Genomic DNA, 21,057 nt, shown 5'->3' with positions numbered 1-21,057 from the left:
GCGCGGCTCAGAACGCGGGCACCGTCGCGCGGCTCAGAACGCGGGCACCGTCGCGCGCCCGCGTGCAGTCACCTTGTTCTCCCGGGTCTGCTCGACGTTCTCCCGGGTCTGCGCGCCCACCGGTCGGGCAACCTCGCTCAGCGGCAGCACCGACGCCGACTCGGCGACGCGTCGTCCGGTCGCGGCGTGCGCCTCCTCGCGCAGACTGCGAGCCGCTGCCACCGCCAACTCCGCCGCCCGCCACGCGGTCTGCTCCCGCTCGCGGGCTGCGGCGTGCCGGGCCGCCAGGTTGTCCCGGATCGCCCGCTGGAGCACCAGCTCCTGCTCGACCGGGTGCAGTCGCGGGTCCCAGCCGTCGCGGTGCGCGAAGACGTCGCTGAGCTGCTCCACCGACAGCTCCCGCCGCCAGTACGCATCCAGCGCCGCGCGGTGCAGGTAGCGCTCGCGGTCCGCGTACTCGGCGGGAGTCCGTGTGGTCTGCGGCAGCGGCATCGCGGCCGCCGCGTCGAGCCGCCGTACGCCAGCCTCGGCCGCCTCGTACGCCAGCCAGGCCGCCTCGACCGCCTCCTGCGCTGCCACCCACTCCGCCCGGCGGCGCCGCACGGTGGTGGTCGCCCGCTCCGCGGCCACAGCGACCTCCTGCGCGTAGCGGCTCTGCTCCCGCTCCTCCTGTGCCTGCTCAAGTTGGCTCGGCATGGCGGCGCGGCGGATCCGGGAGCCCGGGTCGAAGCGGAGCCGGCCGGGCCGCAGCAGGAGAGCGGAGACAGCGACGGCCACCACCCCGAGGAGGCTCAGCCAGATGACGGCGGCCCGGGAAAGGTCTGGCAGGACGGCGGAGAGGATGGTTTGCATGATCAGCACCTCGCGGTCGAAGGCGGGTATCGACGGGCGGCAGGAGGGCGCGGCAGCACCGGTCGGCCCGGTGGCGGGATGGTCCCGTCGACGGCGAACTCAGGTGCCGTACGGGAGGATCAGCCGGGATCGGGCCCCGGGGATCGCCGGGCCGGGCTCAGCGGGCGGGCGGGCCGCGTCGTGCGGGAGAGCCACGGCCGGGGTCGATGGCCGGGACGTGCACCGGGCCCGCCGCGACCGGACCGGTCGCCGTGGCGGCATCGAGCGTGCCAGTCGGCGGGGCTTCAGCGGGCTGGGCGGCCCGCTGGTTGGCCGGGCCGGCGTCGGGGCTGACACTTGCCACCCGGCTGCTCACGGCACTGGGCCGCAGCTGCGTGGGGGCGGGCGGTGCTGTCGCGGCGAGAGCGGCACCGAGGCCGACCGCGAGCACCAGCGCGGTGACCGCCAGGCGGGTCAGTTCCCGCAGCGACCGCAGCACAGCCCACCTGGCTGGGCGGACACACGCTGCGGACGACACCCGACCAACCTATCGCCCGTCCTCGCCTACCGCAGCACGGCGATGGACGGCGCGGGCGTGACCGCCACCACCATGCGCACTGTGGACGCCGTCGGTCGGGCACCGGGAACGGCAGCGCCCCCGACCGGATCGGGTCCGATCGGGGGCGTCGCGCGTCGTCGGGGCGGCACCGCCGGTGGTGCGTGAGTGCCGGCGGTAGCCGTGGTCAGTCTCCGGTGCCGAGCACCGGAGGCGCGGCCTTGTCGTCGCCCTGCCACACCATCTCGTCCTCGGTCAACCAGGTCAGCCGCTCGTCGGAGTCGTCGTCCTGCGCTCGACCCTGCCCGCCGAGCACACCGGGGCGGCCACCGCCGGACCCCGGTCGGGCGTTGCCGCCGGTCATGGCCGGGCGCCCGCCGCTCCCACCGCGTTGGCCGTCGATGCTGCGCCCGACCCCGTTGGCGGCGCGGGTCTCCGCCGGGGGCGCGCCGCCGCCGGTCGGTCGAGCCGAGGTGGGGGGTGCGTTGCCCGAGCCCGCGAGCGCGCCGCTGCGCAACACCCCGCCGGCCGGTGACCCGCCCTGTGCTCCGTAGAGCAGGCCGGGACCGGTGCTCGCCGCAGTGGGCGCGCCGGCCGGCCCGGACAGCCCGACCAGCCCGGCGGCACCACCGCCGAGCAGCGCGCCGCCGACCAGTGGGTCGGCTCCGGCGAGGGAGGTGCCGCGGTCAGCGAGATCGCTGCCAGCGCCGATCGGCGCGGCGCCGACAGCCGGGCTGCCACCGGTGCCCGAGCCGACCTCGCCCGGAGTCGAACCGTCGCCAGGCAGTTGGGCGACGCGGTCGGGCGACGAGATGGTCGCGTCACCGGTGTGCGCGGTGTCCGCGCCGGTGCCGGGACCGCCGGACACCCTGGCGATGGCCGAGACACTCTGTGGCGTCGTCGGATCCTTGCGCGCCGTGGTCGGAGTGTCCGGGTCCGGCGGGGGCGGTTCGACCACCCGGTCGTAGGCGGACATCTCGTAACTGTTGGCCAGGCCGGCCACCAGGTTCACCATCCGCTGGTGGGCCTTCTCCTGCTCGGCCTTGTCCTGCTGGTGACCCGCGATGCCCCCGACGATCAGACCGGTCAGACCGAAGGTGGCGCCACCCTTGATCGCACCGCCGATCGCCTTGTCGTTGTCGTCGGTCTCCTCCGGGCTCTCGGCCTCCTTGTGGGCGGCGCGCAGATGGTCGGCCATCATGGTCAACCCCTGCTTGACGCCGGCCATCCCCTCACCCAACGCGTCGGTGTGGGCGACGATGAAGCTGAGTCGCCTGTGGAACTCCCGACCCGCCGAGCCCGTCCACGTGTTGCTGAGCTTGTCGAGGTCGCCGCTCAGCTCCCGGCCGAGGCCGTCGAGGATGCCCTTGAGCTCGGCCCACTGGGTGGCCACGCCCTCGATCTGCTCCGGCTTGCCCGCCATCAGGCCGTCGTACAGCTGCTGGTGGCTGTTGCCCTGGTAGCGCTGGGTGTAGTCAGACACGCCCGTCCTCCTTCGGCTGCAACACGCGGTCGACAGGGGTCAGCGCGGCGGTGACGTCCTCGGCGTTGGCCGCGTTACGCGCCTCGGCGGTGCGGTAGTTGCTCAGGATCGTGCTGGTCGCCTGCTGCGCCGCCAGCACCGCCTGCCGGATTCGTTCGGCCTGCTCGACATAGGACTGGTGGACCTCGCTGTAGCGACGCGCCTTGTCGGTGGCGTCGAAGAACGAGCCCAGCGCCGGAGGACGGCACTGCATCTCGGTGTTGAGCTTGCGCAGCACCGACTCGGTCTGGCTCAACCGCGACGCCAGGTGCTCGTGGAAGTCCTCAAGGGACAACAGGTCGACTTCCGTACGCCCGGCCATGGCAACATCCCCGTCGTTCTGGTTGACAACCGTCAGCGACATCCAGGTTAGTCCACCAGTGCGACTCCGGGCGACCCGTCGAAGCTGCTCAGCCGTCGGCGCCGGTCGATTCCGTGGAACCCCCGCCGGTCCCGCCGCTCGACGGGGTGCCACTGGCCGGACTCGACGGTGTCGACCCCGACGGTGGCGCTGCGGACGGCGTGCCCGAGGGCGGCGCCGCCGATGGTGAGCCCGACCTCGGCGCGGCCGACGGTGGTGCGGACGGCGTCGGCCCGTCGGCAGTGAAGACCGCGAACGCGTCCTCGCGGTCCAGTGTCGGCCCGGTCGGGATCAGTGCGAGCAGGGAGCCGGGCACCGCCAGCGGGGTGATCCCGCCGTAGCCGAGCACGTCCAGTGTCTCCGCCGAGCCGAGCGGATACCGGATGCCCTGCGGGCTGATCAGGTAGATCGTCGACCCGGCGGCGCCGGACCCGCTGGTTCCGGCGCCGGGCGAGGCCTGCGCGATGACACCCTTGCCACCGGGCAGCAGCACCGCCTCGGCGGTGCGTACGGCGTCGCGCCTGGTCTGGCGCACCGGCACCAGGCCCGGATCGCTGTCGGTCAACTCGCTCGGCACCCTATCGAAGACCTCCAGGGTGGTGGTCGGCGGGCCGCCCGCGCTGCCCTTGCGGTACGTCGCGCACAGCGTGGTCTGACCGGGCTGGGCCGGGTAGAGGGCGGGCATCGTCGGGGGCACCCCCTCCTCCTCGATCCGCCGTTCCTCGAACGCCTCGCTGGCCTGGTTCGGGGTGATGTCGGTGATCCGACCGCCGTTGCTGACGAGCAGCAGAGCGGTGATCTCACTGATCGAGACGAGAGCGTCCCGGGTCAGCACGTAGTGCCGCCCGGCGGCCTTGAACACCGAACCGACGTCGTACGACTGCCCAGCCACCTCGCGACTGCTGGGCTCGCCCTCACCGGGCAGCGACGGCCGGCGCAGCGGTGGCCCGGCCGGCACGGCGTTGAGCAGTTGCTGCCCGACCTGGAGTCGCTCGGTGCCGGCCATCCGCAGCGCGGTGATCGTGCGGGACGGATCGAGCAGCTGGAGTCGGGTGTTGTTGGTGACCAGGTACCGCTGGTCGTTCACCGAGACCAGCACCGCCCGGTCACCCAGCGGCGTGCCGCCGGGCAGCGCGCGATCGATCACCAGCCGGGTGCTGGACCGCTGCCTGTCGACCGGGTCGGGCACGTCGCAGACCGACCAGGGCAGCCCGGTCAGCGACTTGCGGTCCGGCAGCGCGTCCGGTGCCCCGACGATGCCGACGGTGACGCCGCGGGGCCGGTCCCGCAGCGACGCCTGGGACATCGTCCGCACCTGGGCACTCGCGTCGTTCACGATGAGGCGCGCCGAGGTGTAGTTGAGCGTCGGGTGCAGCTTGCCCTCGATGAACACGTACGTGGCGCCGGTCTCCCGTTCGATGACCAGGGTCTGGTCGTCCAGCGGCGCCGCGCCACCGGTCAACTGGCCGTAGGCGCCCACCCCGCCGAGCACGATGGCAGCGGTGAGGACACTGCCGAAGACAGCCATGCCGAGCCGTCGCATCGGCAGGTTGGTGGTCTCCGGATCGCCCGACAGCAAGGCGGAGACGATGCGGCGGGTGACGAAGCGGTACGCCTGCACCTGATCGCGGCGGGTCCGCATGACTTACCTCCGGCGGGGTGGATCCGCGACGATCAGGGTCGGGGTGCCGTCGCGGACTTCCCTACGATAAGGGGCCGACGGTGGTTCCTTGGGACCACCGCTCGTGGCCGGCACCGGACCGACCCGGCGCAGAGCCGTACCGTGCAGGAGGGACAGTCAGCGATGACGCAGGTTCAGGCGCCACCCGCCCGAGCGGTCACGGACCCTGTCGACGTTCCGACCCGGCCGGCGCCCCCGGCCGAGCGGCCCGGCCGTGGGCGGGTCGGCCCCGTGCTGGTCGGGCAGCTCGTCGTACTGGAGTTGTGCGTGGTCGGCGTGTGGGCCGCCACGGCCGGACCCAGCTGGGTGCTCGCCGCGGCGGGCGCCGCGGCGCTGCTCGTCGTCCTGGCGGCCTTCGCCCGTCGGGGTGGCCGCTGGTGGTTCGAGGACCTGCTGCTGCGCCGGCGGTTGCGGCGACGCGGCGAGCGGGCGTCCGCAGCGCTGGCCAGCGGTACGGCGACCGACCCGAGGTTGGCTGCGCTCGCTCCAGAGCTGAGCGTCATCGAGCTGACCGACCGGGGCACCCGGCTCGGCATCGGGCGTGACGACCAGGGCTGGTTCGCCGCCGTCGCCCTCCAGTCCGCGACCGGTGCTGCGGTCGGCTCCGTCGACGCCACCGCTGTGGACCGCGCGCTGCGGGTGCTCGCGGACTTCAACGCCCCGGTCTCCCGGGCCCAGGTCGTCGCGCACACGTTGGTCTGGTACCCGGCACCCGGTGCGCCGCCGGCGGCGCACCGGACCGTGTGGGTGGCGGTGCGGCTCACCGTCCGGGACGCCCGGGTCGAGGCGGTGAGCCGGGGAGGCGGGTTGACCGGCGTACACCGGACGGTGGCGGCCGGGATCGGCCGGCTCGGCAAGGCGCTGACCTCGGCAGGGCTGGCACATCGCCCGCTGGGCCGGGAGGAGCTACGCGCGGCCATCGTCTCGGCAGCCGGTCTGGACCTGGTGCCCGAGGCGCCTGCGGAGAATTGGCGTGGGTTGCGCGGCGGCGGCTGGACGCACCGCTGCATGGCTCTGCGGGGCCGCTTCGACGCGCCGCTCGGCCCGCTCGTGGACGCGATCACCGCGACCTCGGCGCCGTCGCACACGGTGGCCGTGACCGTCTCGTCGGACGGTCGGGTGGCGGCACCGCTGCTGCGGGTCGCGGCGATGGACAACCACGTCGAGGCCCTGGTCAAGGTGGTTCGTGAGGTCGCCGGCCGGGTGGGCGCGTCCACCCGCCCGATGGACGGTCAGCATGCCCCGGGCGTCTACGCCACCGCCCCGGTCGCGTCGGCGCTGGGCGTCTCCACCGGTCTGCGGTCGCGCTGACCGGTGCGGCGGCCCACGGTCAGGGTCGGAGGTTGACGATCCAGCCGTAGAGGCCGCAGACCCAGAAGGCGAGCGGCACCAGCGAGATGATGAGCAGGATCTCGGCGATGTCGAGCAGGCGGCCCCAGACCGGCGAGATGCGCTTGCCGGCGACGGTCAGACCGTAGATCAGGCTGATCACCGCGGCGAGCACCAGACCGCCCAGGATCAGGCCGAGCCGGACCGGCAGCGACCCACCGGCGAACGTGGTCGCGGCGGCCAGGCCCAGACCCACGGTGCCGGCCAGCAGCACCGGGGTGCGCTGCGCTCGGCCCAGGAGGGGGCGGGCCCGCAGCAGCGCCAGCAGGGCCAGCACCAGGCACAGCAGCACCGCGGGCAGGCGCCCGTCCAGAGCCAGCACGAATTGCGCGCCCAGCACCAGCAGCGACACCGTCCACAGCAGACCGGTCAGGAACTGGTCGGCGCGCTCACTCTGCTGGAGCACCTGCCGGCCGTCCACCGACTCGCTGTCGGTCTTCAGGTCCTCCGGACCGGTCGGGATCGACGGCACCGGCAGCCGGGCCAGCCGGTAGGCCATCATCGGCAGCGCCGGCACCACGCCGAACGCGACCGCCGCGACCACCGCGGCGGAGGCCGCCGCGTCGAGGCCCAGGGCCAGGCAGAGCACCGCGCCCAGGCCGGTCGCGGCAGCGACCCCGATCGCGGCGAAGAAGAGGGGGTACCGGTCGCCGACCGCCAGCACGGCCACCGCGCCGGCCACCACCGCGGCGGTCGCCGCGAGCAGGACATGCGGACTGGCCAGGTCGGTCAGCGATCGATCCCCGGCGAGCAGCAGCAGGCCGCCGGTGGCCGCGTGCACCAGACCGACCAGGGCCAGCACCGCGCCGATGCCGCTGTCACCGGCGGCCCTGGACAGCACCGCGGCGCCCACCAGCAGCGCCACCGCGACCAGCAACGCGGCCAGCGCGCCGGGCAGGTGCGGCGGACCGGCGAAGAGGGCGGCCAGCGCGCCGGCGCCGAACGCCGCCGCCGCGAAGACCACAGCGAAGGAGCGGGTCGCGCCGACCTGCCAGGCGCCGGGGCGCTGGTTTGTCGCGGTGGCGACCGCGTCCACCACGTCGTCGAAGACGATCTCCGGTGCGGCGTCGGAGCGGGGGTTGAAGTAGAGCACCTCACCGTCGCGGACACTGAGCTGCGCCGCGGTACGACCACCGTCGAGGGGCGCACCGCCCAACCGGGACAGTGCCCAGCCGCCGTGCCGCGCACCCTCGTCGGCCATGTCCTCACCGGCGTAGCGCAGCAGGGTGGGGAGCAGGTCGGCCAACGGCACGTCCGACGGCAGCGCCAGATCCATCCGGGTACGCGGAGCCACGATGGTGATCCGGCTGAGACCACCGGTCGCCGTCTTCGTCGCCACAGTGGCCTCCAGGTGTGCGTCTGTGATCGGCTGGCGGGAATGCTGCGGTCCGGGTCCACCGCGCACACGGCAGATTACCTACGATGACGGCACGTACGATGCCCACCCGCGGGCGGTGTTCCGCGGGCCGCACGTCATCAGGGCCGCTTCTGGGGAGGAGACAGCCGTGAGCACTGTGGTGTTCCGCCGGCTCCCGCGTCAGCCGGGGCCGGCCCTACCGCGCGGCGAGGTGCTGCTGGAGTCGCCTCCCGAGCTGCCCGAGCCGACGCCCCGCGGGATGGGGCAGCTGCTCATGATCCTGCCGATGTTCTGCGGGGTCGGCGCCATGGCGTTCCTCTACGCCGGCAAGGGCGGCGGCATGATGACCTACGTCGCCGGTGGTCTGTTCGGTGTCTCGATGCTCGGCATGGCGATCGGCTCGCTGGCCAACAGCGGTGGCAAGGACAAGGCCGAGCTGAACGCCGATCGCCGCGACTACATGCGCTACCTGGCGCAGATGCGCAAGCGCACCAGGCGTGCCGCCGAGCAGCAGCGGGCCGCGATGGCCTGGCGGCACCCGGAACCCGACGCGCTCTGGTCGATCGCCGCGTCCCGGCGACTCTGGGAGCGGCGGATCACCGAGGACGACTTCGGCGAGACCCGGATCGCCCTCGGCCCGCAGCGGCTCGCCGTGGAGATCGTCCCGCCGGAGACGAAGCCGGTGGAGGACCTGGAGCCGATGAGCGCCATCGCGCTTCGCCGGTTCGTCCGGGCACACTCCACTGTGCCCGAGCTGCCGACGGCGCTGTCGGTGCGCGCGTTCAGTCGGGTGGTGCTGCGCGGCGACCGCGAGCCGGTGCTCGACCTGACCCGGGCGGCGCTGGGGCAGCTGGCCACCTTCCACGCACCGGACGACCTGGTGATCGCGGTGGTCGCCGCACCCGACCGGCAGTCGTCCTGGGGTTGGGTGAAGTGGCTGCCACACGCCCACCACAGCGGTCGTACGGACGCGGCCGGCGCGCGCCGGCTGGTCTTCGCCAGCCTGGCCGAGGCCGAGGCCTCGCTCGCCGCCGAGCTGGCCGGGCGGCCTCGGTTCGCGCCGGAGGCCAAGCCGCTGACCACCGCACCGCACCTGGTCGTGGTGATCGACGGCGGGGAGATCTCGCCGACCTGCCAGCTGGTTGGCCCGGGTCTGCTCGGCGCCACGGTGATCGACCTCTCCGGGACGGTGCCGCGCGACGCCGGCCGCTGGCTGCTCTGCCTCGACGTGAATGACGGAGGCTCACTCGACCTGATCCGGGGCAGCTCGCCGTCGACGCTGGGTCGGCCCGACCGGCTCAGCGCCGAGGCCGCCGAGGGGCTGGCCCGACAGATCGCCCCCTTCCGGCTCTCCCAACAGCAGACCGGCGGCGACGAGCCGCTGGCACGCAGCACGGAGCTGCCGGACCTGCTCGGTGTCGGTGACGCCGCGGCAGTGGACGTGCAGAACACCTGGCGCCCGCGTGGGCACCGCGACCGGCTGCGCATCCCGCTCGGTGTCGGCCCGGACGGCAACGTGGTCGAGCTCGACTTCAAGGAGTCGGCGCACGAGGGCATGGGCCCGCACGGTCTGGTGATCGGTGCGACCGGCTCCGGCAAGAGCGAGCTGCTGCGTACGGTGGTGGCCGCGTTGGCGGTGACCCACTCGTCGGAGGAACTGAATTTCGTCCTGGTCGACTTCAAGGGCGGCGCGACGTTCGCCTCGCTGGAGGCGTTGCCGCACACCAGCGCGGTGATCACCAACCTGGCCGACGAGCTGCCGCTCGTCGACCGGATGCGCGACGCGCTCGCCGGCGAGATGGTGCGCCGGCAGGAGCTGCTGCGGGCGGCCGGCAACTACGTCTCCCGCTTCGAGTACGAGAAGGCGCGCTCGGCCGGAGAGCCGCTGGCGCCGATGCCCAGCCTGTTGATCATCTGTGACGAGTTCAGCGAACTGCTCGCCGCCAAACCGGACTTCATCGACCTGTTCGTGATGATCGGCCGGTTGGGTCGGTCCCTCGGCGTGCACCTGCTGCTGGCCAGCCAGCGCCTCGAAGAGGGCAAGCTGCGGGGCCTCGACACGCACCTGTCGTACCGGATCGGTCTGCGAACGTTCTCCGCTGTGGAGAGCCGGATCGTGCTCGGTGTTCCGGACGCGTACGAGCTGCCGAACGCGCCGGGCCACGGCTACCTGAAGACGGACACCAGCACCATGCTGCGGTTCCGGGCCGCGTACGTGTCGGGGGCGTACCGGGCGCCGGGGCAGCAGGCTTCCGCCTCACAGGCGCTGGTGCAGCGCCGGATCGTGCCGTACGGCCTCGACTTCGTTCCGGTGCAGGTCCCGCAGGCGCCGGTGGCCACCGCCCCGGAGCCGGAGCAGCCGGCCGACGGCAAGGCCGTGGCGATGCTCGACGTGCTGATCGACCAGCTCAAGGGTCGGGGCCGGCCGGCGCACCAGGTGTGGCTGCCGCCGCTTGCCGACCCGCCGGGCCTGGGTGAGTTGCTCGGCCCGCTGGCGGTCGACCCGACCTACGGGCTGTGCACCGCCTCCTGGCCCGGGCGCGGGCGACTGACAGTGCCGGTCGGCGTGGTGGACCGCCCCTACGAGCAGCGCCGGGACCCGATGATGGTCGAGCTGGCCGGCGCCGGCGGCAACGTGGTCATCGTCGGTCGGTCGATGAGTGGCAAGAGCACGATGCTGCGTACGCTGCTGGCCTCGCTGGCGCTCACGCACACGCCGCGGGAGGTGCAGTTCTTCTGCCTGGACTTCGGCGGGGGCGCGCTGCGCAGCATGGAGCGGTTGCCGCACCTGGCCGGGGTGGCCGGTCGACGCGACGTCGAGGCGGTCCGTCGGACGGTGGCCGAGGTGGTCGCCATCCTGGACGAACGGGAGGCTCGTTTCGCCCAGCACGGCATCGACTCGGTGGCGAGCTACCGCCGTCGCCGGGCCGCTGGCGAGTTCGCCGACGACCCGTTCGGCGACGTGTTCCTTGTGGTGGACGGGTGGAACACCCTGCGCCAGGAGTACGAGGAGCTGGAGCAGACCATCACCACGTTGGCCAACCGGGGCCTCGGCTTCGGTGTGCACGTGGTGCTCACCGCCGTACGGTGGGCGGAGATCCGGATCAACATGCGGGATCTGCTCGGCACCAAGTTGGAGCTGCGCCTCGGCGACGCGTCGGAGTCCGAGATCGACCGCCGCGCGGCGAACAACGTGCCGGAGAAGTCGCCCGGTCGTGGCCTGACCCGGGACAAGCTGCATTTCCTCACCGCCATCTCGCGGATCGACGGCCGTCGCGACATCGACGATCTGAGTGAGGCCTCACTGTCCCTGGCCGGGCACGTGGCGGCGAACTGGCCGGGTCGCCCGGCGCCGAAGGTGCGTTTGCTGCCGCGCCGGCTGCCGGTGGCGGAGCTGTCCCGGATCATCGACCGGTCGGCACCCGGTCTCCCGATCGGTGTCAACGAGTCGGCACTCGCGCCGGTCTACCTGGACCTGACCAACGAGCCGCACCTGACGGTCTTCGGCGACGCGGAGTGCGGCAAGACCAACCTGCTGCGCCTGATCGCCCGGGGGATCACCGAGCGGTACACGCCGGCGCAGGCCCGGCTGGTGATCGCCGACTACCGACGTGGCCTGCTGGGGGCGGTGGAGGGTGACCACCTGCTCGACTACGCCCCGTCGAACCAGGCGTTCGCCCAGGGGCTCGGGTCGATCCGCAGCGCGCTGTCCAACCGACTGCCCGGCCCGGACGTGACCACCGCCCAGCTGCGTGATCGGAGCTGGTGGAAGGGTCCGGACCTGTACATCCTGGTGGACGACTACGACCTGGTGGCCTCGGGCGGCAGCAACCCGTTGAGCGCGCTGCACGAGCTGTTGCCGCAGGCCCGCGACATCGGTCTGCACCTGATCGTCACGCGCCGGGTCGGTGGTGTGTCCAGGGCGCTGTACGAGCCGGTGCTGCAACGGCTGCGCGAGTTGGACTCGCCGGGCCTGCTGATGTCCGGAAACCGGGAGGAGGGCGCGGTCTTCGGCACGTTGCGGCCGAGCCCGCAACCGCCCGGCCGGGGCACCCTGGTTCGCCGTCGTGACGGCCAGCAGCTGATTCAGACCGCCTGGTCCGAGCCGACCTGAGCGTTGTCGGTCGTTCGGTAGCGGGTGGTGGGCCGTTCCGGTCCGATTCACCACCATCCATCGAACGTCACCGGTCAGGGCTGCGAGGGCTGGACACGTTCCGCTACGGTCTTCACAGGAGTGTCCGTCGGTGGGGTGTTGCTGCCTTGCCGCGGGGGAGGGGTGCGGCGAAGCCGCCACCACAACAGACGGAAGGGTGTGAAGCATGGCGTTCGAGGTCGAAGCTGCGACTCTGCATACCGCCGCGAGTGACGTGCGGTCCACGCGCAGCGAGGTCGACGGCGAGCTGAAGAAGCTGTGGAACGTCGTCGATGACCTGGCCATCGCGTGGAAGGGTCAGGCGTCCACTGGCTTCCAGTCGCTGATGACGCGCTGGAACGAGGACACCGTCAAACTGCTGACGGCGATGGACAGCATCGCTGACCTGCTCGACAAGTCGGGTACGACGCACCAGGTCAACGACGAAGAGCAGCAGCAGATGCTGGACAAGTTCCACTCTGCTCTCAACCCGTGATCCGTAGCCGGCAGAGGAGGAAATCGTGACGATCAAAGTTGACTATGCGGTCCTCGAGAGCAGCAACCAGCAGATGCAGGCCATCTCGAAGACCCTCGAGGAAAAGCTTGACACGCTGCGGTCGATGCTGACCAAGCTGCACTGGGACGGCGAGGACCGGGTTGCCTACGAGCAGCACCAGGCGAAGTGGGATGCGGCGGTCCGGGACATCAACCGGATCCTGAACGAGATCGGCGGTGCCGTGGGCATCGCCCGCGAAAACTACCTCACCACGGAGATGAGCAACTCCAAGGTGTGGAGCTGAGGCATTCGCACGAGCGGCTCCGGTCCGGTTCGCCCGGCCCGGAGCCGTTCTGTGTCTGGCGTTGGCGGGCGTAGGCGCCGGGCACCGGGCTGCGGTGCCCCTCTCAGCCGGCAGTTGGCGCGTCGGTGCGTCGACCGGGGCGCCAGTCACGTCGGCGGCCGAGGGCCATGATCGGTCGCGCGACCAGCAGCAGCACGGCGAGTAGCCCGCCGATGACCGCAGCCCAGATCGCGGTGGGGCGCTGCCAGCTCAGCGGGTCGTCGCGCACGGCGGGCGCCGGGAGCGCACCGGCAGGCGGGTTCGCCCGGGTGCCGAGCAGGCTCGACACCGCCCGGTACGGGTTGATCGTCCCGTACCCGATGTCGGCGTTCTGACCCTCGGGTGGGTTGTCCGCTGTGCGTTTCAGCCGATCCGCTACCTGCTGCGGGTCGAGACCGGGGTAGGCGGCCCGCACCAGCGCGGCCACTCCTGAAACGTACGCGGCGGCGTAGCTGGTGCCGCCCTCCGGCACGGTGCGGTAGCCGCTGTTTCCGGGCGCCGGCCCGACGATGTTCATTCCGGGTGCGGCGATGTCGACGTAGTCGCCGCTGATCGAGGTGCCGACGTGGCCGCCCTGCTCGTCCACCCCGCCGACAGCGATCACCCCGGGGTACGCGGCCGGGTAACCCGGCAGGTTCTGCGAATCTTCCGACCGGTTGCCCGCGGCGGCGACCAGCACCACCCCTTTGGCCAGCGCGCGCTCGACGGCCGCCGTCAGTTCGGGGCGGGGAATCGTGGTCAGGGACAGGTTGATCACGTCGGCGCCCTGCTCGACAGCCCAGTCGATGGCCGCGGCGATCTGCGCGGGGAGTTGCGGGTTGTTGACCGCGCCGAGCTGCGGAAGAACCCGGATCGGCAGGATGCGGGCGGCCGGGGCGATGCCGCTGAAGGGGACGACAGTGCCCTCCCGGCCCGCGATGATGCCCGCGATCAGCGTGCCGTGCCCGGCCTCGTCGCACTGGCCCTGGCGGGCCGGTAGGCCGTTGAAGTCGCGACCCTCGAGCACCTGCCCCTTCAGGAGCGGGTGGGCGGCGGAGACTCCGGAGTCGATCACGGCCACCGTGATCCCGGCGCCCCGGGACAGCGGCCACGCCGAGGAGGGCTCCAGCCGGCGGAGCGCCCACGGCATCTGGGTCAGGCTGTCGGTGCCGGTGGGACCGCAGAGGGGCGGCGCGGCGGTCGCGGGGGAGGGTGCCACCAGGCCGGCGCCGAGCAGGACCGCCAGCGTTCCACTGAGGACGCCGCGAAGGGCACGGCGGGACGGGGTCGCGCTCAACGGCGGGCATTCGCGCACCCGCAAAGGTTACCGCCGTGACCGTCGGTCAGCGGCCCCCGGTGACCAGGGTCAGGCTGACGGCTCCGCCTTCGCGGTGGGGGCGTCGGCGAACAGCGCGAGCAGGTCGCCGACCTGCCGGTCGGCCTCAGCGGGGTGCCGGAACCGGCCGGCCGGGTTGAGGGTGTATTCGTTGCGTCGCCCGACCCGGGTGCGGTGCAGGTAACCGCCCGCCTCCAGGTCGGCGACGATCGCCTGCGCGGCCCGTTCGGTCACCCCGACCTCGGCCGCGACGTCGCGCAGCCGGGCGGTCGGATCGCGGGCGATGGCCAGCAGGACGTGCCCGTGATTGGTGAGGAACGTCCAGTTCCGCCCGCCGCCGGTGTCGTCCGTCACCGTGCTCGCCATCGTGTGACCGCCTTTCCGGATGTCCGCCTGCCCTCGCGAGAGTCTGGTCCGCCCTGCCCCGGACAGATTGCCCAGGGGGTGGCCGGAGTCAACGTATGAAATCTAAATCACGCATACCTTGACGCATCTTACGGTGCGTGTGACGGTGGAGCGCGAGCCAGCGCCCGCCGCCCGGCCGGCGGAGAGCCGGTTTGACCAGGTCAGATGCGTCGAGACGAGGTGCGGGATGAGTCATACCGGAAGCTCCGGCGGTCAGCCGGGTCCGCAGCGGACCACCGACCGGTCCACCGCGCTCAGCGAGCCGGCCCGGGCGTACGCCGAGCTGGTCGCCGGCAATCGGCGCTTCGTCGATGGTGCCCCACGCCACCCCAACCAGGATGCCGGGCACCGGGCCGCAGTGGCCGACGGGCAACACCCGTTCGCGGTGATCGTCGGCTGCTCCGACTCACGACTGGCTGCCGAGATCATCTTCGACCGGGGCCTGGGCGACCTGTTCGTGGTTCGCACCGCCGGGCACACCGCCGGCCCCGAGGTGCTCGGCAGCGTCGAGTACGCGGTGACGGTGCTCGGCACCCCGCTGGTGGTGGTGCTCGGCCACGACTCCTGCGGTGCGGTGCAGGCCGCCCGGGAGTCCGCCGCGACCGGTACCGCACCGAGTGGCCATCTGCGCGCCGTGGTCGACGCCGTGCTGCCCAGCCTGCGCCGGGCCGTGTCCGAGGGCGTGGACGACATCGACGGCATCGTCGACATCCACATCGCCCAGACCGTCGAGACGTTGCTCGGGCAGTCGCCAGTGCTGGCCGACGAGGTGGCGCGGGGGCGGTGCGCGGTGGTGGGCGTGTCCTACCGGCTGGCCGCCGGAGCGGTGCGCCCGGTGGCCGCCGTGCCGGCCGGCTTCGCGACGGTGGAGACCCCGGCCTCGACCGACCCGGCCGCGCCCGCCACCGTCTGACGCGTCGAGGGCCGCTCCGCGTCACGCGGAACGGCCCTCGACGGCGATCGTGCGGGTCAGAGCAGCGACATGTGGACGTGGTCCGTGTGGTTCGACGGCCCGCTGTACGAGCTCCAGCCGGTGGCCGGGAACCAGATCTGCCGGTTCCAGATCACGTAGTAGATGCCGAGCCGGTCGGCGTTACGGATGAGGAACGCGGCGACGTTGTTGCCGTACGTCCGGGTGTCGTTGTTGTGCCACGGGGAGAACCCGCTCTTCTGTAGCGACCAGTCGCAGGCGCGGCCCTTCGGGTGCTCCCACGGCCCGCCGGGGCGGTAGCAGCCGACGAACCGGTTGAAGCCGGCCGCCTTGACCTCCTTGTACGCGTGCAACGTGCGCGGCGTGATGCAGCCGGACGTGGTGGGGTCGTTCTCGCTGCACGACTGGGGCTTCCAGTCACCGTCGGCCGTGCGACCGGGGCCGATCTTCGCGACCTTGGAGGTGGCATCCACCAGGCCGCCGGTGAAACCCTTACCGCCGACGAGGGAGAGCGCCTTGTCGGCCTCGCTCTTGCGCTTGGCCATCAGGGCGGTCTGCTTCTGCTGCTCCCGGACCTCGGTGTCGAGGGCCAGCTTGGCCTGCTCGGCGCGGGCCTTCACCTCGTTGACCTCGGAGAGCTTCTTCTCGTTGACCATGTTTATCTCGTCGAGCATCCCGGCGCGCTGGACGAACGAGTCGGGAGCGTCGCTCTCCAGCAGCATCGCGACCGCGCCGATCCGGCCGGTCCGGTACGCCTGGGCGGCGATCTGCCCGACCTGCGGGGCCAACGCGTCCAGGTCGGCCTTGGCCCGGTTGACCTCCGCCGCCAACTCGCCCTGCCGCTTCTTGGATTTGTCCAGCTTGGACTTGGCGGCGGAGTAGTCGCGGTTGGCCTGCTCGATGACGTCGTTGAGCAGCTTGGGCTCGCCGTCCTCCTCGTGCCCGGACGGTGTGGGGGTCGTCGGGGCGGCGTGCGCCGGGAGCGGCCCGGCGAGCACTGTCAGTGCGGCGATCACGGCCACCACGGGTGTCAACCAGCGGCGTAGGGGTGCCGTCACAATGTTCCCTTCCGTCGACCGCCGACCGGGTTAGCTGACGGGTTCGGGGCGGAAGCGGCCCCTACCGCTGACGCGGATTCACCCCAGGTACCTGGGTCCCCGGCTCGCCGGTTGGCGATTGGGCGGTGGCACCGCAGGCGCCGCTTCGCGCCTTCATCGGTAACCGGCAGCGAGGTTACCCGAGAGTCGACCGGCTGAGCTACGCCTGGATGCCGACCAAAAGCGTCATTTCGCCATAGCGTTGAGTGACCAGTGACGCGGTTCTCAGGGTGGATGCCCGATCTGGTCACGCTGAGGAGTGTCACCATGCCGTATCCGTGCTCCTGTTCGACTCCGGCCACCGGTCGGTGGCCTCGGATGGGGGTGCGGTCCGCGTCCGGTCCGGCTCGTCGGAGCCGGCCGTTCGCGGTGAGCTGAGTGCGGCCAGTGCCTCGCTGCGGTCCGGCTGGGGCCGGGGCGCGGGAGCGTCGGTGGACGCCGTGGCATCGGTACGCCCGGCCGCGGTCACCACAGCGGCCAGCCCGGTGGTCAGCGGCACGGCGGCGATCAGGCCGAGGGTGGCGACCGCACTGCGGACGATCTCCTGCGCGAGGAACTCACTGGTGAGGATCTGCCCGATCGGCCGCGAGTCGGCGGTGAGCAGGAGCAGCAGGGGCAGTGACGCGCCCGCGTACGCCAGCACGATGGTGTTGACGGTGGAGGCGATGTGCGCACGGCCGACCCGGGTGGCGGCGCGGTACAGCTGCAACCGGGTCAGCCCGGGGTTCGCGTTCGCCAGTTCGGTGACGGTGGCCGCCTGGGTGACCGTCACGTCGTCGAGCACCCCGAGCGATCCGATGATGATCCCGGCGAGCAGCAGGCCGTGCAGGTCCACGTCGCCCTGGAACATCGACAGGGTGGTGGCGTCCTCGCTGCCGAAACCGGTGAGGTGGGTCGCGGCCGTGGCGATCGTGGCGAGCACACCGGTCAGCACCAGGCTGCCCAGGGTGCCGAGCACCGCGACCGAGGTCTGTGCGGTGACCCCGTGGGTCAGATAGAGCACCACGAACATGATCAGGGCCGCGCCGACCACCGCCACCAGCAGCGGTGACCTGCCCGCGCTGATGCCCGGCAGCACGAAGGTGAGCAGGATGGCGAAGCTGGCGGCCAGCCCGGCGAGCGCAGCCAGACCTCGCCACCGACCGAACGCGACGATCGCGGCCGCGAAGACCACCGCCAGCCACACCATCGGGGTGCCGCGTTGGTGCTCGGCGATGTTCCAGTTGCTGACTGTGGGATCGATCGGATCGGCCAGTTCGACCAGGACGACCTCGTCGCCGACCTCGACCCGGGGTGCGCCGGGCCCGTCGGGCACCGGTGTCCGTACCTGCTGGCCGGCGGTCGGCCCGTCGTCGACCCGGACGTCGACAGTGCCGCACCGCCCGTCGCCGACCCTCGGTGTGCCCTCCGGAACCGACGGCGCCGGCGGGCACGGCTCGCTCACCACGCGGGTGACGGTGCCGGGGTAGCGCGGCACGTCCGCACCACCATCGGTCTGCGGTGACCCGCCGCGCGGCCAGAGCAGCACCGCGGCCAGCACTGTGGCGACGAACAGGGGTACCACAGTCACGACGAGGATCCGTCGCACCCGTGGCGGGGCGGACGGAGCAGAGTGACTGTGGTCGGCGGCCAAGGCGAGACTCCAAACGATCCGGTGCGGGATACGGGTCAGCGGGCCGGGCGGTTCACCGTTGCGGTGGAAACGCGGCGGACGGCGGGGCGGATCGCTGCCTGACGACCGCTTGATCACGGACGGTCAGTGCTCGGCCCGGTCGGCCGGGGGCGACGCCACGACGTGGCGGCGCCGGTGCCCGACTGTGCAGCGGCATTCGGAGGGCCATCGTGGGAGATGCTAGCCAGCCCTTCCGGGGGTTGCAGGTCGTGGCGGAGTGTCGGGTGGCCGAAGCGCTCGCGCGGCGGTCTCCGGGGCGGCATGTTGGAGCCATGCCCGCTCCGTCACCGCCCGATCCTGACCGACCGCGACGCGCCGAACCCGTGCCGCACGACAAGCACGCCAACCGCGCCGGGCACGACAAGCACGCCGGGCACGATCCGGCGATGTTCCGCCGCCGGTTCTGGGTCTGCCTGGTGTTGACCATCCCGGTGGTGCTGACGAGTCGTCTCGTGTCGGATCAACTGGGCCTGCCCGGCGACGACGTCCCCGGTCGGTCCTGGGTGGGCCCGGTGCTCGGCTCGGTGGTGTTCTGGTGGGGCGGTTGGCCGTTCCTGGTCGGTGCGGTTCGGGAGGTCCGGGACCGGGCGCCCGGGATGATGCTGCTGGTCGCGATGGCGATCACCGTCGCGTACGCCGCGTCCCTGGCGACCAGCGTCGGCGCCTTCAACCTGGACTTCTGGTGGGAGTTGGCCGCGCTCGTCACCATCATGCTGCTCGGGCACTGGCAGGAGATGAAGGCCATCGGGCAGGCCCGGGGAGCGCTGGCGGCGCTGGCCGCGCTGTTGCCGGACGACGCCGAACGGGTGGCGGCGGACGGGCGGGTCGAGGCGGTGCCGGTGGCCGGTCTGCGGATCGGCGACGTGGTGCTGGTCCGGCCGGGGGTCGGGTGCCGGCGGACGGCCGGGTCGTCGAGGGCGGCGCCGAGCTGGACGAGTCGATGATCACCGGGGAGTCGCGGCCGGTCGCCCGGTCGACGGGCGACCGGGTGGTGGCCGGCACCGTCGCCACCGACTCGGCGATCCGGGTGCGCGTCGAGGCGTTGGGTGAGCAGACCGCCCTCGCCGGCATCCAGCGGATGGTCGCGCAGGCCCAGGCTTCCGGTGGACGGGCCCAGTTGTTGGCCGACCGGTTCGCCGCCGCACTGTTCTACCTGGCCACCGGCACCGCCGTGCTGACCGTGCTGGTCTGGACCGCGCTGGGTCGGCCGGACGAGGCGGTGGTTCGTGCGGTCACCGTCCTGGTGATCGCCTGCCCGCACGCGCTGGGTCTCGCCATCCCGCTGGTGGTCGCGCTCTCCACAGCGCTCGCCGCGCGGTCCGGGATTCTGGTCAAGGACCGGTTGGCCCTGGAGCGGATGCGCACCGTCGACGCGGTGCTCTTCGACAAGACCGGCACGCTGACCCGGGGCGAGCACGGGGTGACCGACCTGGTGACGGCGTCCGGCGTCGAGCGGGACGAGGTGCTGCGGATCGCGGCCGGTGTCGAGTCGGAGAGCGAACATCCGTTGGCCCGGGCGATAGTGGCGGCGGCCGGGAGCGCCGGCCCGGCCCGGGCGGCCGGGTTCCGCTCGCTGCCGGGCCGCGGTGTAAGAGCGACGATCGACGGTACGGAGTACGCGGTGGGCGGGCCGGCGCTGCTGCGCGAGCTGGGCCTTGCGGTCCCGGCGGAGCTGGAGGCCGCGACCGGGCGGTGGTCGGCGCGGGGTGCCGCGGTGTTGCACCTGGTGCGGCTGCCGGACGCCGTGCTCGGTGCGTTCGAGTTGACCGACGAGGTGCGTCCGGAGGCCCGGCGTGCCGTCGACGAGCTGCGTGCCGAGGGTGTCCGCACCATCGCCATGATCACCGGTGACGCCCGGCCGGTGGCCGAGGCGGTCGCCGCCGACCTCGGCTTCCGACCCGGCGTCGACGAGGTCTTCGCCGAGGTGCTGCCGGCGGAGAAGGACGATCGGGTGGCCGAGCTCCAGCGGCGGGGGTTGGTGGTGGCGATGGTCGGTGACGGGGTGAACGACGCGCCGGCGCTGGCCCGGGCGGACGTGGGCATCGCGATCGGCGCGGGCACCGATGTGGCAATCGAGTCCGCCGGGGTGGTGCTGGCATCCTCCGACCCGCGCGGGGTGGGGGCCGTGGTCCGGCTGTCCCGGGCGTCGTACCGGAAGATGCGACAGAACCTGGCCTGGGCGGCCGGCTACAACGTGGTGGCGCTGCCGCTGGCCGCCGGGGTGCTGGCCTGGGCCGGCGTGGCGTTGAGCCCGGCGCTGGCCGCGGTGCTGATGTCGGCGTCCACCATCGTGGTGGCGCTCAACGCGCAGTTGCTGCGCCGGGTCCGTCTCGACCCCGCGCCGGACTGAGCGCTGTCAGCCGCGCTTCATGAGCCGACCGACCGCCGCCATCATCTCGGTGGCCATCTCGTCGGCCCGACCCTCGGCTGCGCCCTCGTGCATGCAGTGCCGGGCGTGCCCGTCGAGCAGCCCGAGGGCCACCTTGTCGAGGGCGGCCTGGATGGCGGAGATCTGGGTGAGCACGTCGATGCAGTAGCGGTCGTCGTCGACCATCTTCTCGATGCCCCGGACCTGCCCCTCGACGCGGCGGAGCCGCGCGAGCAGCTGGTCCTTGCTGGCGGTGTATCCGCGGATCGGCGTGGGTGCGGTCATGTCGACAAGGATAGCGTACCCCCAGGGGGTATGGTACGGTCGGTTCTGTCGAGATACCCCAACCGGGTACCCGTACCGCGAAGGAGACGATCCGATGGTCAACACGACGTACCAGGTGCAGGGCATGACCTGCGGGCACTGCGTCAGCGCGGTGAGCGCCGAGGTCGGCGCCATCGCCGGCGTGCGTGACGTCCAGGTCGACCTCGCGGCCGGCCGGGTCACCGTCAGCAGCGATCAGCCGCTGGACACGGCTGTCGTCCGAGCCGCAGTCGACGAGGCCGGCTACGACCTCGTCGACGCGTGATCGGCGGGTCGG

Annotated in this window: 17 protein-coding genes, 1 pseudogene and 1 riboswitch; of the genes and pseudogenes, 7 read left to right on the top strand and 11 right to left on the bottom strand. The window is 72.5% G+C overall.

All coding sequences use genetic code 11. The features are described from left to right. Window positions 1-33: 33 nt before the first annotated feature. The 5 genes from OG598_RS24280 to eccB form a co-directional block, all read right to left on the bottom strand. The gene (locus OG598_RS24280) at window positions 34-852 is read right to left on the bottom strand and encodes a hypothetical protein (RefSeq protein WP_328651223.1); all 819 of its coding nucleotides are present in this window, start codon (window positions 850-852) and stop codon (window positions 34-36) included. A 157-nt stretch (window positions 853-1,009) separates the two neighbouring features. Beyond that, window positions 1,010-1,330 carry a hypothetical protein gene (locus OG598_RS24275; RefSeq protein ID WP_328651222.1) on the bottom strand — a complete coding sequence of 107 codons (321 nt, stop codon included), beginning with the start codon at window positions 1,328-1,330 and terminating at the stop codon, window positions 1,010-1,012. A gap of 244 nt (window positions 1,331-1,574) precedes the next feature. Further along, window positions 1,575-2,870 (bottom strand): WXG100 family type VII secretion target, encoded by a 1,296-nt coding sequence (locus tag OG598_RS24270; RefSeq protein ID WP_328651221.1) that lies wholly within the window; start codon window positions 2,868-2,870, stop codon window positions 1,575-1,577. Continuing rightward, window positions 2,863-3,273 (bottom strand): hypothetical protein, encoded by a 411-nt coding sequence (locus OG598_RS24265; protein ID WP_328651220.1) that lies wholly within the window; start codon window positions 3,271-3,273, stop codon window positions 2,863-2,865. Before OG598_RS24265 ends, OG598_RS24270 begins: the two co-directional genes overlap by 8 nt. Window positions 3,274-3,319: 46 nt before the next feature. Then, window positions 3,320-4,912: a type VII secretion protein EccB gene (gene eccB, locus OG598_RS24260; protein WP_328651219.1), complete on the bottom strand. Its 1,593-nt coding sequence runs from the start codon at window positions 4,910-4,912 to the stop codon at window positions 3,320-3,322. A gap of 162 nt (window positions 4,913-5,074) precedes the next feature. Here eccB and OG598_RS24255 point away from each other — a divergent pair, with 162 nt between their 5' ends. Continuing rightward, the gene (locus OG598_RS24255; protein WP_328651218.1) at window positions 5,075-6,262 is read left to right on the top strand and encodes a type VII secretion protein EccE; all 1,188 of its coding nucleotides are present in this window, start codon (window positions 5,075-5,077) and stop codon (window positions 6,260-6,262) included. 19 nt (window positions 6,263-6,281) lie between these two features. On the opposite strand, the gene eccD is transcribed toward OG598_RS24255, so the two are convergent. After that, window positions 6,282-7,679, bottom strand: a complete 1,398-nt coding sequence (gene eccD / locus OG598_RS24250; protein WP_328651217.1) for a type VII secretion integral membrane protein EccD — start codon at window positions 7,677-7,679, stop codon at window positions 6,282-6,284. Between the two features lie 166 nt (window positions 7,680-7,845). Between eccD and eccCa the strand changes: the two genes are divergently transcribed. The 3 genes from eccCa to OG598_RS24235 all read left to right on the top strand — a co-directional run bounded on the left by eccCa (window position 7,846) and on the right by OG598_RS24235 (window position 12,629). Beyond that, window positions 7,846-11,811, top strand: coding sequence for a type VII secretion protein EccCa (gene eccCa / locus OG598_RS24245; protein ID WP_328651216.1), 3,966 nt, complete (start codon window positions 7,846-7,848; stop codon window positions 11,809-11,811). A gap of 205 nt (window positions 11,812-12,016) precedes the next feature. Then, window positions 12,017-12,325, top strand: coding sequence for a WXG100 family type VII secretion target (locus OG598_RS24240; protein WP_030329557.1), 309 nt, complete (start codon window positions 12,017-12,019; stop codon window positions 12,323-12,325). 25 nt (window positions 12,326-12,350) lie between these two features. Further along, complete coding sequence (locus OG598_RS24235; protein WP_030329555.1) at window positions 12,351-12,629, top strand: WXG100 family type VII secretion target; 279 nt, start codon at window positions 12,351-12,353, stop codon at window positions 12,627-12,629. Between the two features lie 103 nt (window positions 12,630-12,732). Here OG598_RS24235 and mycP read toward each other — a convergent pair whose 3' ends face one another. Beyond that, on the bottom strand, window positions 12,733-13,962 hold the full coding sequence (gene mycP / locus OG598_RS24230) for a type VII secretion-associated serine protease mycosin (RefSeq protein ID WP_328651215.1): 1,230 nt from the start codon (window positions 13,960-13,962) through the stop codon (window positions 12,733-12,735). 51 nt (window positions 13,963-14,013) lie between these two features. Next, window positions 14,014-14,349: a helix-turn-helix transcriptional regulator gene (locus OG598_RS24225; protein WP_328651214.1), complete on the bottom strand. Its 336-nt coding sequence runs from the start codon at window positions 14,347-14,349 to the stop codon at window positions 14,014-14,016. 226 nt (window positions 14,350-14,575) lie between these two features. Here OG598_RS24225 and OG598_RS24220 point away from each other — a divergent pair, with 226 nt between their 5' ends. After that, window positions 14,576-15,301 (top strand): carbonic anhydrase, encoded by a 726-nt coding sequence (locus tag OG598_RS24220; RefSeq protein ID WP_328651213.1) that lies wholly within the window; start codon window positions 14,576-14,578, stop codon window positions 15,299-15,301. A gap of 56 nt (window positions 15,302-15,357) precedes the next feature. Here the strand turns inward: OG598_RS24220 and OG598_RS24215 are convergent, their stop codons facing one another. Together OG598_RS24215 and OG598_RS24210 are read right to left on the bottom strand one after the other, a co-directional pair. Next, window positions 15,358-16,377: a coiled-coil domain-containing protein gene (locus OG598_RS24215; RefSeq protein ID WP_328651212.1), complete on the bottom strand. Its 1,020-nt coding sequence runs from the start codon at window positions 16,375-16,377 to the stop codon at window positions 15,358-15,360. A 4-nt stretch (window positions 16,378-16,381) separates the two neighbouring features. After that, window positions 16,382-16,512: riboswitch (cyclic di-AMP (ydaO/yuaA leader) on the bottom strand. 166 nt (window positions 16,513-16,678) lie between these two features. Then, window positions 16,679-18,049, bottom strand: coding sequence for a YibE/F family protein (locus tag OG598_RS24210; protein ID WP_328651211.1), 1,371 nt, complete (start codon window positions 18,047-18,049; stop codon window positions 16,679-16,681). 311 nt (window positions 18,050-18,360) lie between these two features. On the opposite strand from OG598_RS24210, the pseudogene OG598_RS24205 reads away from it, so the two are divergent. Next, window positions 18,361-20,438 (top strand): annotated as a pseudogene (locus tag OG598_RS24205) (heavy metal translocating P-type ATPase). 6 nt (window positions 20,439-20,444) lie between these two features. Here OG598_RS24205 and OG598_RS24200 read toward each other — a convergent pair. After that, window positions 20,445-20,741: a metal-sensitive transcriptional regulator gene (locus OG598_RS24200; RefSeq protein ID WP_030329541.1), complete on the bottom strand. Its 297-nt coding sequence runs from the start codon at window positions 20,739-20,741 to the stop codon at window positions 20,445-20,447. Window positions 20,742-20,835: 94 nt separating this feature from the next. Between OG598_RS24200 and OG598_RS24195 the strand changes: the two genes are divergently transcribed. Next, a complete protein-coding gene (locus OG598_RS24195; RefSeq protein WP_091395144.1) occupies window positions 20,836-21,045 on the top strand; it encodes a heavy-metal-associated domain-containing protein in 210 nt (69 codons plus the stop codon). Window positions 21,046-21,057: the final 12 nt, after the last annotated feature.

The sequence above is a fragment of the Micromonospora sp. NBC_00330 genome, assembly GCF_036136635.1.
GTDB classification, from domain to species: Bacteria; Actinomycetota; Actinomycetes; order Mycobacteriales; family Micromonosporaceae; genus Micromonospora; species Micromonospora salmantinae.
This window is presented reverse-complemented; position numbering and strand designations above follow the sequence as displayed.

Coding starts and splice junctions, on each gene's coding strand:
- OG598_RS24280 (WP_328651223.1), bottom strand. CDS start 852: ATGCAAACCATCCTCTCCGCCGTCCTGCCAGACCTTTCCCGGGCCGCC.
- OG598_RS24265 (WP_328651220.1), bottom strand. CDS start 3,273: ATGTCGCTGACGGTTGTCAACCAGAACGACGGGGATGTTGCCATGGCC.
- eccB (WP_328651219.1), bottom strand. CDS start 4,912: ATGCGGACCCGCCGCGATCAGGTGCAGGCGTACCGCTTCGTCACCCGC.
- OG598_RS24255 (WP_328651218.1), top strand. CDS start 5,075: ATGACGCAGGTTCAGGCGCCACCCGCCCGAGCGGTCACGGACCCTGTC.
- OG598_RS24240 (WP_030329557.1), top strand. CDS start 12,017: ATGGCGTTCGAGGTCGAAGCTGCGACTCTGCATACCGCCGCGAGTGAC.
- OG598_RS24225 (WP_328651214.1), bottom strand. CDS start 14,349: ATGGCGAGCACGGTGACGGACGACACCGGCGGCGGGCGGAACTGGACG.
- OG598_RS24220 (WP_328651213.1), top strand. CDS start 14,576: ATGAGTCATACCGGAAGCTCCGGCGGTCAGCCGGGTCCGCAGCGGACC.
- OG598_RS24200 (WP_030329541.1), bottom strand. CDS start 20,741: ATGACCGCACCCACGCCGATCCGCGGATACACCGCCAGCAAGGACCAG.
- OG598_RS24195 (WP_091395144.1), top strand. CDS start 20,836: ATGGTCAACACGACGTACCAGGTGCAGGGCATGACCTGCGGGCACTGC.